Below are 14,306 nucleotides of genomic sequence, written 5' to 3'. Positions count from 1 at the left end.
CCCGCGGGGCCGACGGAAGGAAGTGACCGTTTGAACGACGACCAACCCTGGCTGGTGATCCCCCGGCCGCGCCCGGAGGCGACCCGTCGGCTGGTCTGCCTGCCGCACGCCGGCGGCAGCGCGGGCTTCTACCGGCCCTGGGCCAACCACCTCTCGGCGGCCGTCGAACTCCAGCTCGTCCAGTACCCGGGGCGGGAGGAGCGGATCGAGGACCCCTTCGTCCAGGACGCCGCGACCCTGGTGGCCCAGCTGACGCGGGCGCTGCTGGAGACCGACCGTCCCGGCGTCGAGACGGTCGTCTTCGGCCACAGCATGGGCGCGCTGCTCGCGTACGAGACCGTGCAGTCGCTGCACGCGCAGGGCCTGCCGGTGGCCCGGCTGGTGCTCTCCGGCTACCCGCCGCCGCAGGCGCCGGCCGGCTCCGGCGACGGACCGGTCGGGCGGGCGCCGGCCCGGCCCCGCGGCGACGACGAGCTCCTCGCCACGGTCGCGGGCCACGGCGGGACCCAGATGTCGATCTTCGACGACCCGGACATCCGGGAGATGGTGCTGCCGATCCTGCGCAACGACTACCTGCTGATCGACTCCTACCGGCCCACCGCGCTGCGCCCGGTGGACTGCGGGGTCGTGGTGCTCACCGGGGACTCCGACGTCACGGTGAGCGTCGAGCGGGCCCGCGGCTGGGAGGCGCTGGCCGGCAAGGAGTTCGCGTTCCACGTGCTGCCCGGCGGGCACTTCTACCTGACCGCGCAGCGGGCCCGGGTCATCTCCTTGCTGCACGACTACCTGCTGGACGGGGACTGAGCCGGCCCGGCCGGGCCGCGAACCCCCGCCGAACGCCCGTCGAACCCCCGCCGAATTCCGGCGAGTTCCGCCGAACAGATGGCACCCCCAACCATCGGGTGCCATCTGTTCGGCATGTCGGAAAACCCCCGGCGAACGCCGGGACGCGCTGGAGTGCGTGTTTCCGCTGAGGCTTAAAAGCCTGTTTTCCGGAGGCTCCGCTGCCGCAGGATTTCGAGCCATGGGACAGCCCGGGGCTCCGGGTTGAACGACCGGCTGAGAGGGTCAGGAATGCTGGGCAACGTCGTCATCGTCGGTGGTGGGACATCCGGTTGGATGGCCGCCTCGTACCTGCGCGCCGCATTCGGCGATCGCATTTCCGTCACGCTGGTGGAATCCAAGCGAATCAAGTCCATCGGGGTCGGCGAGGCGACCTTCAGCACCGTCCGGCATTTCTTCAACTACCTGGGCCTGCCGGAGCACGTCTGGATGCCCAAGTGCAATGCCACCTACAAGCTCGGCATCCGATTCGAGAACTGGCGGCGCAAGGGCCACTACTTCTACCACCCCTTCGAGCGCCTCCGGGTCGTCGACGGCCTGCCGCTCACCGACTGGTGGCTGAACAGCCGCTCCGGCGACCGCTTCGACCAGGACGTGTTCCTGATGGCCGCGATCTGCGACGCCGAGAAGTCCCCGCGCTACCTCGACGGCACCCTCTTCGAGCAGGACTTCAAGGAGGGCGGCAACACGACCGAGCGCGACACCCTCACGGAGCAGGACACCCAGTTCCCGTACGCCTACCAGTTCGACGCCTCGCTGCTGGCCGACTTCCTCTCCGGGTACGCCACCGAGCGCGGCGCCAAGCACATCGAGGACGACGTCGTCGAGGTCGTCCAGGACGAGCGCGGCTGGATCAGCGGCGTGCGCACCAAGGAACACGGCCTGATCGAGGGCGACCTCTTCATCGACTGCACCGGCTTCCGCGGCCTGCTGATCAACCAGACCCTGGAGGAGCCGTTCACCTCCTTCCAGGACACCCTGCCCAACAACCGCGCGGTGGCGCTGCGCGTCCCGGTCGACATGGAGAAGCGCGGCCTGCGCCCCTGCACCACCGCCACCGCCTCGGACGCCGGCTGGATCTGGACCATCCCGCTGTTCGGCCGCATCGGCACCGGCTACGTCTACTCCGACGAGTACGCGACGCCCGAGGAGGCCGAGGCCACGCTGCGGGCCAAGGTCGGCCCGGAGGCGGAGGGCCTGGAGGCCAACCACATCAGGATGCGGATCGGCCGCACCCGCAACGCCTGGGTCAACAACTGCGTCGCCATCGGCCTGTCCAGCGGCTTCGTCGAGCCCCTGGAGTCGACCGGCATCTTCTTCATCCAGCAGGGCATCGAGGAACTGGTCAAGCACTTCCCGGACGCCGACTGGGACCCGGGGCTGCGCCGCTCCTACAACCGCATCGTCGGCAACACCATCGACGGCGTACGGGAGTTCCTCGTCCTGCACTACAAGGCCGCGGCCCGCGAGGACAACGCCTACTGGCGGGACGCCAAGACCCGGGTGATGCCCGACGGCCTGGCCGAGCGGATCGAGCTGTGGAAGGCCAAGCCTCCGACGGAGGCCACCATCTTCCCGCACTTCCACGGGTTCGAGTCCTACTCCTACCTGGCCATGCTGCTCGGCCTCGGCGGCATCGAGCTCAAGGCCCCGCCCGCGCTCGCCCTTCAGGACGGCAGCCGCGCGGAGAAGGAGTTCCAGCTGCTGAGCGACCAGTCCGCCGAGCTCCTGAAGCGCCTGCCCAGCCAGTACGAGTACCTCGCCCAGATGCACTGACCCTTCGGCGCCCCGAGAAAGGAGGCACCATGGACAGTCTTCCGTACGTACCGGCCGCGGTGACGCTCGCTCTGCTCGTCCCCGTGGCACTGCTCGGACGCCGGCTGGCGAAGCTGCTGCGGCAGCCGGAGATCGTCGGCGAGATCATGGCCTGCCTCCTGCTCGGGGCGCTGCTGGCGAGCCAGTGGCACTGGAAGCCGGCCACCATGGACGGCGGGGCCGTCCTGGAGAAGGCGGGCCACCTCGGCCTCGCGCTCTTCCTGGTGGGCGCCGTCCACGAGATCCGGGCCGGCGGCAGCCGGCTGGGCGGGCGCACCATCGCGATGACCGCCACCGGTTCGCTGCTGCTGCCGCTCGGCTGCGGCGTCGCGTTCGCCGCGTGGGTGCTGGCCGACGGCTCCCCGGCCCTGCGCGGCGGCGCCCCGGCCGGGGTGCTGGTCCTGATGCTGGCGATCGCGCTGGCGGTCACCGCCGTACCGGTGCTGGCCGGCATCCTGGACGACCGCGGCATGCTCAACACCGCGATCGGCCGGCTCTGCATGGCGGTCGCGGTCTCCATCGACGCCGTCACCTGGTCGCTGCTGGCGATCGCGGTCGGCCTGGCGCACGGCGGCGGGAAGATCACCCCGTACCTGGTGTTCGTCGTCGGCCTGCTGGGAGCCTGGCTGCTCCGCCGGGCCGGAGCCCTGCCCGGGCCCCGGGCCTGGGCCGAGCGGATCCCGGTGGCGGTGCCGATCGGGCTGACCGCCGCCGCGGCCGTGGCCGCCGCCCTGACCACCTCGCGGCTGGGCCTCACCGACGTGCTCGGCGCCGTCCTGGTCGCCCTGGCGCTGCCGGGCGACGACGGCGCCGGCCCCTGGACCAGGGCCGCCCACACCGTCGGCGGCTGGGGCCGGATCGTGCTGCCGCTGCTGTTCACGGTGACCGGCATGGGCCTCGCCTCGGCGCCGCTCAGCGTGTTCTCCTGGCAGGCCGTCGTCCTGTCCGTGGTGCTCGCGATCTTCGGCAAGCTGGTCGGCAGCTACTACGGCGCCCGGGCGGCCGGCCGGCCTCCGGTCGAGTCCATGCGGATCGCGGTGTTCCTCAACGCCCGCGGCCTGACGGAGCTCGCCGTCCTCCAGACGGGTTACCAGGCCGGGATCCTCACCCCGGCGCTCTTCCTCGCCCTCGTCGTGATGGCCCTGTTCACGACGGTGCTCAGCGGTCCGCTGCTGTGGGTCATCGACCGGCGCACGGCGAGCGTGGACGCGCCCCGGACCGCGGAGCCGGTCCCCTACCCAGTCGAGCGGTGAATCACGTGGAACTCGTCACCTCAACCCCCTCCGATTTCCGGACCTTCATGTCCGGCTTCCCGAGCGGCGTCGCCATCGTCACCTCGCTGGACGACGCGGGCCGGCCCTGGGGCATGACCTGCTCCGCCCTGTGCAGCGTCACCGTCGAACCGCCCACCCTGCTGGTCGGCATGCGGGCGGAGAGCCCGACCCTGAAGGCCGTGCTGCGCAGCGGCCAGTTCGCGGTGAACCTGCTGCACGCCGAGGGCCGCGGCACCGCCGAACTGTTCGCCTCCGGCGACCCGGACCGGTTCGACGCGACCACCTGGCGGCTGCCCCCCGGCGCCGGCGGACCCCACCTCGTCCACGACGCCCACGCGGTGGCCGACTGCCGGGTCAGCCAGCTGGTCCCCGTCGGCGGCCAGCGGATGGTCTTCGGCGAGGTCATCCGGATCACCGAGCTCAGCGACGCGTCGCCGCTGCTCTACGGGAGGAGACAGTTCAGCACCTGGCCCGCCTAGCAGAGCTAGCAGAGCGTCCCCACAAGACGCCCAGACCACCGTTGTGGAGGAGAGATGACCGCTCAACCCACCGACGCGGACACGCCGCAGGGCACACCCGCCCGCGACCAGGGCATCCAGCGCCACAGCGCGATGCCGGTCCGGAAGTACCAGCCGTACCAGGCGGTCGGGCTGCCCGACCGCGGCTGGCCGGGCCGCCGCGCGGAGCAGGCCCCGCTGTGGTGCAGCGTCGACCTGAGGGACGGCAACCAGGCCCTGACCGACCCCATGGACATCACCCGCAAGCGGCGGATGTTCGACCTGCTGGTCGCCATGGGGTTCAAGGAGATCGAGGTCGGCTTCCCCACCTCCTCGCAGGACGACCACGCCTTCCTCCGCCACCTCGTCGACACCGGCGCGATCCCGGACGACGTCGTCGTCCAGGTCATGACGCCGATCCGCGGCGACTTCATCGAACGCACCGTCAAGGCCCTGGAGGGCGTGCCGCGCGCCGTCCTCCAGATCTTCAACCCGACCTCGGAGGTCCAGCGCCGCCTGGTCTTCCGCAAGGACCGCCGGCAGACCACCGCCATGGCGCTCGACGGGGCCGAACAGGCCCTCAAACTCCAGGACTCGATCCCCGGCACGGAGATCTACCTCCAGTACGCGCCGGAGTCCTACACCCAGACCGAGCCGGACTACGCGCTCGAACTCTGCAACGCCGTCCTCGACTTCTGGGCCCCGCGGGCCGCGCACACGCTGCGGATCAACCTGCCCTCCACCGTCGAGGTGTTCCCGCCGCAGGAGTTCGCCGACCGGATCGAGTACACCCACCGCAACCTGCTCCACCGCGAGCGCACCATCCTCGGCGTGCACCCGCACAACGACCGCGGCAGCGGCGTCGCCGCCGCCGAACTCGCCGTCCTCGCCGGGGCGGACCGGGTCGAGGGCACCCTGTTCGGCAACGGCGAGCGCTCCGGCAACGTCTGTCTGGTCACCCTGGCCATGAACCTGTTCTCCCAGGGCGTCGACCCGATGCTGGACCTGAGCGACATCGACGGCATCCGCCGCATCGTCGAGAGCTGCAACCAGATGCCCGTCCACGCCCGCCACCCGTGGGCCGGCGACTTCGTCTACACCTCCTTCGCAGGCTCCCACCAGGACGCCATCGCCAAGGGCCTGCGCGCCCGCGAGGAGTCCGGGCAGGAGGTCTGGGACGTGCCGTACCTGCCGATCGACCCGCGCGACATCGGCCGCGACTACCAGGCGCTGATCCGGATCAACACCCAGTCCGGCAAGGGCGGCATCGCCCACCTGCTGCGCACCGAGTACGGCATCGAGCTGCCGCGCCGCCTCCAGATCGACTTCGCCGCCGAGATGCAGGCGGTCTGCGAGGAGATCGGCGGCGAGATCACCGGCGACCAGCTGTGGGAGCACTTCGTCGAGCGGTACGTGGCGCTGGGCACCGAGACCGTGCCCGGCCTGCCGGAGCCGGAGCCGCTGGTGGCGGAGCCCGGCGACACCCGCTGGAGCGGGGCCACCGCCGAGGCGGTGGCCGGCTACGGGCTCGACGCCGTCGTCCAGGGCCTCGTCGTGGAGCGGGCCGGCGCACCGCTGAACGCGGTCACCGCCGCCTTCGAGATCGTCGTGGACTCCCACTCCTACTGGGGAGTCGGCATCGCTGAGGAGGAGGGCGAGGCCGTCGGCCGGGCCGTCCGGGCCGCGTCCCTGCGGGCGCTGCTGGACACCGAGCGGTCCGGTCTGTCCGAGGCCCGCTAGGGCCACCGGGCTGACGGGCCGGGCAGGGCCGGGCCGACGGGCTGAACAGGTCCGGAGGGCTTTGACAGGGCCGCCGTGGGCGGGGGAGGGAGGAACCAAGCATGCCCTGGAACACCTTGATCGACGTGGCACGGGAGGACGTGCTCCCGCTGACCGCCCAGATCCGGGACGGCATCAAGCGGGAGATCGCCGAGGGGGCGCTGCACCCCGGCACCCGGCTGCCGTCGAGCCGTCAGCTCGCCGAGGACCTCCGGGTGTCCCGCAGCGTCGTCGTCGAGGCCTACGGGCAACTCGTCGCCGGCGGCTACCTGGAGGCGACCCGGGGGTCGGGCACCCGGGTCGCCACCCACCTGGACCGGGGCACCCGGATGCCGACCCTGCTCGGCGACGCCCGCCCCGCCCCGGTGATCCGCTGGGACCTGCGGGCCGGCGGCGCCGACGCCTCCGCCTTCCCCCAGCGCGAGTGGCTGGCCGCCTACCAGCGGGCCGCGCGCCGGCTCGGCCCGCGCGACCTCGGGTACCCGCCGGTGTCCGGCGTCCCGGCGCTGCGCGCCGAACTCGCCCGCTACCTCGGGCGGGCGCGCGGCGTGCACACCACCCCCGAGCACGTCATGGTGGTGTCCGGGTTCGCCCAGACGCTCGGCCTGGTCTGCGCCACGCTGCCCCGCACCGGCCTCGGCGCGCTCGCCGTCGAGGACCCGTGCCACCCGCAGCAGCGCCAGTTCATCGTCGAGTCGGGCCTGGACTGCCCGTCCGTCCCGGTCGACGAGCAGGGCATCGACGTGGCCGCGCTGGCCCGCACCGGCGCCCGCGCGGTGCTGGTCACCCCCGCCCACCAGTTCCCCACCGGCGCCGTGCTCAGCGCCGAGCGGCGGGCCGCCCTGGTCCGCTGGGCGGAGGACGTGGACGGCTGGATCATCGAGGACGACTACGACGGCGACCTCTGGCTGGACCACGGCCGCCGGCCCACCGCGCTGCAACGGCTGTCCCCCTCCCGGGTGCTCTACGCGGGCACCGCGAGCAAGTCGCTGGCCTCCGGGATGCGGCTGGGCTGGCTGGTCGCCCCGCCCCGGCTGCGCCGCCGCCTGGAGGAGGTCCGCTCCCAACGGGACCTCGGCTGCGACGTGTTCACCCAGCACGCGTTCGCCGAACTGCTGGACGGCGGCGAACTCGACCGCCACCTGCGGCGCCAGCGCGAACGGCTGCGGGCCCGCCGCGAGGTCTTCCACGAGGCCGTGCGGCGCCGGCTGCCGGGGGCCCGGATCGTGGGCGCCTTCGCCGGGCTGCACGCCTACGTCCAGCTCCCGCACCGGGTGGACGAGGCCGCGCTGGTCGCCCGGGCGCTGCGCCGCTCGGTGCTGGTGCGCGGCGGCCGCTCGTACCACCACCGGTCCTGGCAGTCCGGGCCGGCCCTGGTGGTGGGGTACGCCGGGGTGCCCCGCAGCGGCGTCGCCGAGGCGGTGCGGGAACTGGGCGAGGCCTACGCCGAGTCGGCGGCGGACGGCTGCCTGCGCAGTGCCTGAGCCGCGCCCCGGCTCGGCCCGGAACGCGACCGTACGACACCGAGAGACGCCCGGACGGACAGTGGAGAGTCGAGGACACGGCATGGTGACGACGAGGACGGGCGGCGCCCCCGCGCCGCTCGCGGTGCGCGAGGCGGCCTGGCATCTGCCGGAGCAGCGGGTGCTGGTCGGCGAACTGCCCGAACTGGCGGGCCTGGACGGCGAACGCCGAACCACGCTGGCCGGCCTGGGGATCGACACCGTGGCCGTCGACCGCGAACTCGGCCCGACCGGGCTGGCCGAGCGGGCGGCCCGCAGCGCGCTCGCCGGCGCCGGGCTCGCCGCCCAGGACCTGGACGCCCTGATCGTCGTCGACTCCCGGGCCCCCGAGACCCTGCTCAGCTCCGAGGCGACCAGGCTCCAGGCCCGGCTCGGCGCCGACCAGGCCGTCACCTTCGGCGTCGGCGGCCTCGGCTGCGTCTCGCTCGGCCCGGCCCTGCTCGCCGCCCGCGGACTGCTCGCCGCCGACCCGGACGTCCGGCACGTCCTGGTCGCGCACGCCTCCACCCCGGCCACTCCCGGCCGCTACCGGCACCCCGTCACCGTCAACGGGGACGCCGGGCAGGCCCTGCTGCTCGCCCGCACCGGCCCGGTGCGGGTGCTCGACCTGGTCCAGGAGACCAACGGCGCGTACTGGGACCTCTTCCGGGTGGACTACCGGGACCGCCCCTGGGAGCGCTGGCAGGAGGAGTGCCGGGACCTGCCCGGCTACTCCTTCCGGCTCGCGGTGGAGACCAGGAACCGGCTCACCGCGCTCCTGGAGCGGCTGCTCAAGCGGCACGGCCTCGACCGCGCCGACGTCGCCGGCTACGCCAGCCAGAACCTCTCGGCGGGCGGACTGCGCTTCCTGGCGGAGTCGCTGGGTGTCGAACTCCTGCCGGAGTGCAAGGAGAACCTGTCCCGGTACGGCCACCTGGGGCCGAACGACGTCTTCCTCAACCTCTGGACGGCGCTGGCGAACGGGCGGCTGGCCGAGGGCGACCGGGTCGTCCTGGTCAACGTCAGCCCGGTGGCGGCCTGGAACCTGCTGCTGGTGGAAATCGGACCCTGGGAGAGCACCGCGTGACCGACACGGCAATCGAGATACGGGAGTTCCTGACCGTCGCACTGCGCCGGCCGGTGGCGCCGGACGAGGACTACTTCGCACTGGGGCTCGCGGACTCGCTGTTCGCGCTGGAGCTGGTGGTCTTCGTCGAGGAGCGGTTCGACATCCGGATCGAGGTGGACGACCTCGACCTGGACTCCTTCCGCACCGCCGAGCGGATCGCCGCGCTGGTCGAGCGCAAGCGGGCCGGCCTGGGCGCGGGCGGGGAGACGGGGGCCGGCTGTGCCGCCCACGGCTAGCGAGACCCGTCCGTCCGCCCCGTCCGACCTGGGGGCTTCGGTGGTCGACGCCGCCGCCGAGCTGGCCGCCGCCGTCCGCGACGATGCCGCCCGCTGGGACGAGCAGGGCGCGCTGCCCGACGAGGCCGTCCGCGCGGTGGCCGCCGCCGGGCTGCTCGGCCTCGACCTGCCCGCCCGCCACGGCGGCGCCGGCGCCACCCCGGCCCAGCTGGGCGAGGCCGTCGCGCACCTGGGCGGCGTCTGTGGCGCCCTGCGCGCGCTGCTCACCGTCCAGGGCATGACGGCCGCGGCGCTGCTGCGCTGGGGCGGCGAGGAGCAGCGCGCGCGGTGGCTGCCCGCACTGGCCTCCGGCGAACGCCTCGCCGGCTTCGCCGCCACCGAACGGGAGGCCGGCAGCGCGCTCGCCGAGGTCGGGACGCGGATCGAGGACGACGGCGAACGGCTGGTCGTCACCGGCGCCAAGCGCTGGGTGACCTTCGGGCAGAGCGCCGACGTGTTCCTGGTGCTGGGGCGCACCGACGCCGGCCCGACGGCCGTCCTGGTGGAGGCCGACCGGCCCGGGATCGTCCGCGAGCCCGTCAGCGGCCAACTCGGCCTGCGCGCCGCGCGGATCGCCCACCTCACCTTCGACCGGGTGCGGGTGCCCCGGGAGAACCTGGTGGCGCCGCCCGGGCTGGGCCTGACCCACACCTCCGCCGTGGCGCTGGACCACGGCCGGTTCACGGTGGCCTGGGGCTGCGTCGGCATGGCGGAGGCCTGCCTGGCCGACGCCGCCGAGCACGCCGCGCGCCGGGTCCAGGGCGGCGTGCCGCTGGCCGGGCACCAGCTGGTGCGCTCGCTGCTCGCCCGCTCCGCCGTCGACACGGCGGCCGCCCGGGCGCTGGCCGAGCGGGCCGCCGAGGCCCGGGTCGGCTCGCCGCTGGGCGCCGCCACCGAGACCGTGGTCGCCAAGTACGCGGCGGCCGGGGCGGCGAAGGCGGTCGCCGACCGGGCCGTCCAGATCCTCGGGTCGGCGGGCTGCGAGCCCGGCGTCCGGGCCGGCCGGTTCTACCGGGACGCCAAGGTGATGGAGATCATCGAGGGCAGCCCGCAGGTCGCCGAACTGCACATCGCCGACCGCCTGTTGCGCCAGGGGGTGCGCCGATGACCGGGCCGCAGCAGAGCGGGGCGGAGCAGAGTAGGGCGGAGCCGACCGTCAAGGTCCTGGTCTGGGATCTCGACGACACGCTCTGGGACGGCACCGTGCTGGAGGGCGACGATCCGGTGCCGTTCCCCGCCGCGACTGCCGCCCTGCGGGCGCTGGACGAGCGCGGCGTCCTGCACGCCGTCGCCAGCCGGAGCGACCGGGCCGTCGCCACCGCGCACCTGGAACGGCTCGGACTGCACGAGCTGTTCACCGTGCTGGAGATCGGCTGGGGGCCCAAGTCGGGCGCGGTGCGCCGGATCGCCGAGACCATCGGCATCGGGCTGGACACCGTGGCCTTCGTCGACAACGACCCGGTCGAGCGCGCCGAAGTGGCCGCCGCCCACCCCGTGGTGCGCTGCTACCCGGCCGAGCAGGTCGCCGCACTGGCCGAACTGCCGGAGTTCCGGCCCGAGTTCGTCACCTCCGACGCCCGTGAACGCCGGTTGCGTTACCGCGGCGAGGCGCTCCGCACCCAGGCCCGGGAGGATCACCAGGGCACCCCCGAGGAGTTCCTCGCCTCACTGGGACTGGAGCTGACGGTCCGTCGGGCCGGGTCGGACGACCTCGCCCGCGCCCACGAACTCACCGTCCGCACCCACCAGCTCAACACCACCGGCCGGACCTACGGCCTGCCGGAGCTGCGCGCGCTGTGCGACTCGCCCGACCACCGGGTGCTGGTCGCCGAACTGACCGACCGGTTCGGCGACTACGGCACCATCGGCCTCGCGCTGAGCGAGCGGACCGGGCACCGGGAGGGCGACGGCCCGGCCGGGCCGGCCGAGGTGCTGCGGCTGCTCCTGCTGTCCTGCCGGGTGATGTCCCGGGGCATCGGGCCGGCGCTGATCGGGCACGTCGTGCGCGCGGCCCTCGCCGAAGGGCGCCGCCCGCTGGCCGAGTTCGTGCCCACCGACGTCAACCGGGTGATGCTGGTGAACCTCCGGTTCGCCGGGTTCACCGTGGTGGGCCAGGAGGGGGAGGGTCGGCTGCTGCTCGGCTACCCGCCCGCCGCTCCGCCGCCCCCGCCGCCGGGCCACCTGCGGCTGATCACCCCCGAGGCCCCCGCGGCGTCCAACGCCCCTGTCGCCCTCGAGGCCCCCGACGCCCCCGACGCCCGGAGCCGGCCGTGACCGGGCCGGAATCCGTCGTGACCAGGAAGGACACCGTGCACCCGCAAGACACCCAGAACCGCGAGGCAGGCGAGGCCCGGGCGGCCCGCACCGACCGGATCCCGGTCGGGCTCGTCGGCGCCGGCACGATGGGCACCGCCGTCGCCCAGGTCTTCGCCGCGGCCGGGCACCCCGTGGTGGTGGTCGACCGGCAGCGGGCCGCCCTCGACGCCGGCCCCGGCCGGCTGCGGGACGGGCTGCGCGCCGCGCGGCTGCTCGGCCGCCGCCCGGCCCCCGGGGAGGCTCGTGCCGAGACCCCCGGCGAGGCCCGCCCCTCGGCGGCGGAGACCGTCGAACTGGTCGACTGGACGGACGAGTTCGGGCGCCTCGCGGTGGCCGGCTTCGTGGTGGAGTGCGCCTCCGAGCGGCTGGCCGTCAAGGAGCGGGTGCTCCGGGAGCTCGACCGGGTCTGCGCCCCCGCCACGGTGTTCGCCTCCTGCACCTCGGCGATCCCGGTCGAGCGGCTCGCCTCCTACACCGACCGGGCCGACCGGGTGCTCGCCACGCACTTCATGAACCCCGCGTACCTCAAGGAAACCGTCGAGGTGGTGCGCGGCCCGGCCACCACCGCCCGGACGCTGGAGACCACCCTCGCCCTGCTCGCCGGGGTCGGCCGCCGCGCCCACGTCGTCCGCGACTCGCCGGGTTTCGTCTCCAACCGGGTGCTGATGCCGATGGTCAACGACGCGGCCGCCCGGGTGCAGGAGGGCGTGGCCGACGCGGAGACCGTCGACCTGATCTTCCAGGAGTGCTTCGGCCACGCCATGGGCCCGCTGCGCACGGCGGACCTGATCGGGCTCGACACCATCGTCGACACCCTCGACGTCCTGCTGGAGACCACCGGCGACGAGCGGTTCCGGCCCTGCGACCTGCTGCTCGACCTGGTGCGGCGAGGACACTTCGGCCGCAAGACCGGGCTGGGCTTCTACGCCTACGGGACCCGCCCGTGACCGCCGGCCGCCCTGCCCCCGACGTGCTCGACCTGATGCGCGAGCGGTTCCGTACGCTGCCCGACCGGACCGCCGTGGCGGTCGGCGATCAGAATCTGACGTATCGTCAACTCAATCTCGAAACAAGTGTGTTGGCGGACCGGCTGGCCGCCGCCGGGGTCGCCCCCGGTCGGCTCGTCCTGATCCACCGCCGCCAGGGCGTGCGCACCGTCGTCGGCATGCTGGCCGCGCTGCGGCTGGGCGCCGCCTGGTGCGTCCTGGAACCCGAGCGCCCCGCCGCGATGGTGCGCGCCCTGCTGCGCGACAGCGGCTGCGCCGTCCTGGTGTACGACGACGGCGACCCGGCCACCCCGCCCGCCGCCGTACGGGAGTTGACGGCCGGCTGCGGGCAGCCCGTCACGGCGGTGGCCGAGAGCGGATCGGCCCCGGCCGTGTCTCCGGCCGCCGGCCGGTCGGACGCCGTGGTGCCCCCGACCGCACCGGCCTACGCCGTCACCACCTCCGGGACCACCGGGGAGCCCAAGGCCGTCCTGGTCTCCCGCGGCGCGCTCGCCCACCTGGTCGCCTCCCGCGCCGAGGACCCCGCCGCGACCACCTTCACCGCCTCCCGGCTCTCCTGGGACGCGCCGCTGCTGATGCTGTTCCACACGCTCTGCGGCGGCGGCACGGCGGTGCTGCCCGACGAACGGGCCCTGCCCGACCCGGAGGCCGCCGCCGCGCTGATCCGCCGCCACCGGGTCGAGGTGGCGGTCAGCCCGCCCTCGTTCCACGTGCTGGTGCTGCCTCACCTGGCCGGCGCCGACGCCCACCTGCGGCAGTGGATCGTCGGCGGGGAGGCGCTGTCGGCCGCGCAGGCCGAGCGGCACCGGGCCGTCCTGCCCGGCACCCGGCTGGTCAACGAGTACGGCGCCACCGAGACCACCGTCACCGTGCTCGCCCAGCCGGTCGCGTCCGCGCCGCTCGACCCCGTCCCGATCGGGCGGTCCACCCCGGGCAACCGGATCCACCTGCTGGACGAGCGGCTCGCCCCGGTCGGGCCCGGGCGGACCGGCGAGCTGTACGTGGCCGGGCCGCAGGTTGCCGAGGGCTACGCCGGGCGCCCGGCCGAGACCGCGCTGCGCTTCCTCCCCGACCCCTTCGCCACCACCCCCGGCGCCCGGATGTACCGCACCGGGGACCTCGCCTCCGCCGACCCCACCGGGGCGCTGGTGTTCCGCGGCCGGGCCGACGGGCAGCTCAAGGTGCGCGGCGTCCGGGTCGAACGCGAGGCCGTCGAAGCGGCGCTGGAACGCCACCCCGCCGTCCGGCAGGCCGCCGTCCTCGCCGTGACCGGCCCCGACGGCGCCACCGCGCTGGCCGCGTGCTGGCTCCCCGCCGACCCCGCCGCCCCCGCGCCGGACACCGCCGAACTCCTGGCGCACTGCACCGCCCTGCTCGGCGGCCAGGCCCGGCCGGAGCGCTTCGTCCGGGTGGCCGGCTTCCCGCTCGCGCCGTCCGGCAAGACCGACCTCCAGGTGCTGCGCGCCCTACTCGCCGAAGACCACGGCGAGACCGGCGAGACCGGCGACCCCGGCGGGCCGGACGGTCTCGGCGGACGCGACGAGCCCGCCGAGGCGGACGGCGCCCCGCGGCTCGTGACGCGCTACTGGACCGAGGTCCTCGGGCACGGCGACTTCGGACCGGACGACGACTTCTTCGCCGTCGGCGGCAACTCGCACCGGATCGTCGAACTCCACCTGCGCCTCGAAGGCCGCTGGCCCGGCGCCGTCCGCGTCGGCCGGCTCTTCGACCTGCGCACCGTCGCCGAGCAGGCCGCGGCCGTCGCCCCGGAGCCCGCCACCCCGGAGCCCGTCGCCCCGGCGGCCGGAGCGCCCACGGGCGGCGCCCGGCCCGACGCCGCGTACGAAGTCTGACGAACGGGAGAGAGCA

Annotated in this window: 12 protein-coding genes; all 12 read left to right on the top strand. The window is 74.4% G+C overall.

Going from position 1 to position 14,306, the window contains the following annotated elements:
- Positions 1–30 precede the first annotated feature (30 nt).
- The 12 genes from AB0O82_RS19255 to AB0O82_RS19200 all read left to right on the top strand — a co-directional run bounded on the left by AB0O82_RS19255 (position 31) and on the right by AB0O82_RS19200 (position 14,290).
- Positions 31–804 carry an alpha/beta fold hydrolase gene (locus AB0O82_RS19255; protein ID WP_363585122.1) on the top strand — a complete coding sequence of 258 codons (774 nt, stop codon included), beginning with the start codon at positions 31–33 and terminating at the stop codon, positions 802–804.
- A 270-nt stretch (positions 805–1,074) separates the two neighbouring features.
- The gene (locus tag AB0O82_RS19250; RefSeq protein ID WP_363585120.1) at positions 1,075–2,619 is read left to right on the top strand and encodes a tryptophan halogenase family protein; all 1,545 of its coding nucleotides are present in this window, start codon (positions 1,075–1,077) and stop codon (positions 2,617–2,619) included.
- Between the two features lie 29 nt (positions 2,620–2,648).
- The gene (locus tag AB0O82_RS19245) at positions 2,649–3,911 is read left to right on the top strand and encodes a cation:proton antiporter (protein WP_363585118.1); all 1,263 of its coding nucleotides are present in this window, start codon (positions 2,649–2,651) and stop codon (positions 3,909–3,911) included.
- Between the two features lie 47 nt (positions 3,912–3,958).
- Entirely contained in the window at positions 3,959–4,411 is a 453-nt protein-coding gene (locus tag AB0O82_RS19240) for a flavin reductase family protein (protein WP_363585116.1), read from the top strand.
- A 54-nt stretch (positions 4,412–4,465) separates the two neighbouring features.
- The gene (locus AB0O82_RS19235; protein ID WP_363585114.1) at positions 4,466–6,169 is read left to right on the top strand and encodes a 2-isopropylmalate synthase; all 1,704 of its coding nucleotides are present in this window, start codon (positions 4,466–4,468) and stop codon (positions 6,167–6,169) included.
- Positions 6,170–6,270: 101 nt separating this feature from the next.
- Positions 6,271–7,692, top strand: coding sequence for a PLP-dependent aminotransferase family protein (locus tag AB0O82_RS19230; RefSeq protein WP_363585112.1), 1,422 nt, complete (start codon positions 6,271–6,273; stop codon positions 7,690–7,692).
- Between the two features lie 82 nt (positions 7,693–7,774).
- A complete protein-coding gene (locus AB0O82_RS19225; RefSeq protein ID WP_363585110.1) occupies positions 7,775–8,797 on the top strand; it encodes a 3-oxoacyl-ACP synthase in 1,023 nt (340 codons plus the stop codon).
- A complete protein-coding gene (locus tag AB0O82_RS19220; RefSeq protein ID WP_363585108.1) occupies positions 8,794–9,075 on the top strand; it encodes a phosphopantetheine-binding protein in 282 nt (93 codons plus the stop codon). The genes AB0O82_RS19225 and AB0O82_RS19220 overlap by 4 nt, the downstream gene beginning before the upstream one ends.
- Complete coding sequence (locus AB0O82_RS19215) at positions 9,059–10,222, top strand: acyl-CoA dehydrogenase family protein (protein ID WP_363585106.1); 1,164 nt, start codon at positions 9,059–9,061, stop codon at positions 10,220–10,222. Before AB0O82_RS19220 ends, AB0O82_RS19215 begins: the two co-directional genes overlap by 17 nt.
- Positions 10,219–11,388 carry an HAD-IIIC family phosphatase gene (locus tag AB0O82_RS19210; RefSeq protein WP_363585104.1) on the top strand — a complete coding sequence of 390 codons (1,170 nt, stop codon included), beginning with the start codon at positions 10,219–10,221 and terminating at the stop codon, positions 11,386–11,388. The genes AB0O82_RS19215 and AB0O82_RS19210 overlap by 4 nt, the downstream gene beginning before the upstream one ends.
- Before the next feature lie 17 nt (positions 11,389–11,405).
- Positions 11,406–12,377 carry a 3-hydroxyacyl-CoA dehydrogenase family protein gene (locus AB0O82_RS19205; RefSeq protein ID WP_363585102.1) on the top strand — a complete coding sequence of 324 codons (972 nt, stop codon included), beginning with the start codon at positions 11,406–11,408 and terminating at the stop codon, positions 12,375–12,377.
- Positions 12,374–14,290 (top strand): non-ribosomal peptide synthetase, encoded by a 1,917-nt coding sequence (locus tag AB0O82_RS19200; RefSeq protein ID WP_363585100.1) that lies wholly within the window; start codon positions 12,374–12,376, stop codon positions 14,288–14,290. The genes AB0O82_RS19205 and AB0O82_RS19200 overlap by 4 nt, the downstream gene beginning before the upstream one ends.
- The last annotated feature ends 16 nt before the right edge of the window (positions 14,291–14,306 follow it).

Origin of the sequence: Kitasatospora sp. NPDC088264, from assembly GCF_040685715.1 — a bacterium.
Classification (GTDB): Bacteria; Actinomycetota; Actinomycetes; order Streptomycetales; family Streptomycetaceae; genus Kitasatospora.
This window is presented reverse-complemented; position numbering and strand designations above follow the sequence as displayed.